Annotated in this window: 1 protein-coding gene; it reads left to right on the top strand. The window is 42.8% G+C overall.

All coding sequences use genetic code 11. The annotated features are described in order from the left end of the window. Positions 1–91 precede the first annotated feature (91 nt). Positions 92–954, top strand: an 863-nt coding sequence (locus tag KIV40_RS18260) for an IS4 family transposase (RefSeq protein ID WP_285350614.1), incomplete at its 3' end; no start/stop codon positions are given.

Here is a 954-nt window from a genome sequence, read left to right as displayed (position 1 = left end):
TAACTCCGATCAGTTAAGCAAATGATCAGTTGAACGATCCTGTGGTTGGTTGAAAATACCCTCAAGCATTTCATGTTTGAGGGTATTTTTTATGTTGGCTCACTGGCTTATTGATGTTGATGACTTCGCTTCTCCTGATTCACTTACGCTTTTTCAAAAAGAGCTTCCATTGGAATGGATAAACCAAGCGCTTAATGAAACGAATAAAGCCAGTATGAGAAGACGAAAGCTACCTGCTGAGTTGGTCGTTTGGTTGCTAGTCGGTATTGGCTTGTATCGCGACAGACCCATTACTGATGTTTTGGAGAAGTTAGACCTAAAACTATCCAACTCTTTAGGTGAATCCATTGCTCCAAGTGCTATTCCTCAAGCCAGAAAACGTCTCACGGCAGGGCCACTAAAAGCCCTATTCACTATGACGGCTCAGCACTGGACTAAGTCCGAAGATAGCGAGGATAAATGGTTTGGTTTAAGACTATTTTCAGTCGATGGGACTCAATTTAGAACTCATGATAACAAGGCGCTTGCTAATCACTATCAGTACGTTAAGCACAGTAAAAGTCGTCACACCGAGTACCCTGTTGTAAGGCTATGCGCGCTTTGCTCTCTTCGTAGTCGTTTACTCCATGATGTTGCTTTTGGTCCTAGTTCAACAGGAGAAGTGAGTTACGCAAAACAGTTAATATCATCAACGATGCCTAACTCCCTCACGATCTTTGACAGATGTTATTTAAGTGCCGAGCTAATGATTAATTGGCAGCGTCAACACAATTCTAGTCACTGGATGACCCCAATAAAATCCAATACACAGTATGAAGTCATCAAGAAGCTAGACAAGGAAGGACGTGATTTGATTGTCGAAATGGATGTCTCACAGCATGCACGCAAACAAGATCCAAGTCTCCCAGATAAATGGCAAGCGAGATTAGCACTGTACCCTGAGCCAGAACAACC

It is taken from the genome of Vibrio sp. D173a (assembly GCF_030248475.1).
Note: the sequence above shows the minus strand (reverse complement) of the source record. Positions and strands in the feature narration are given on the sequence as shown.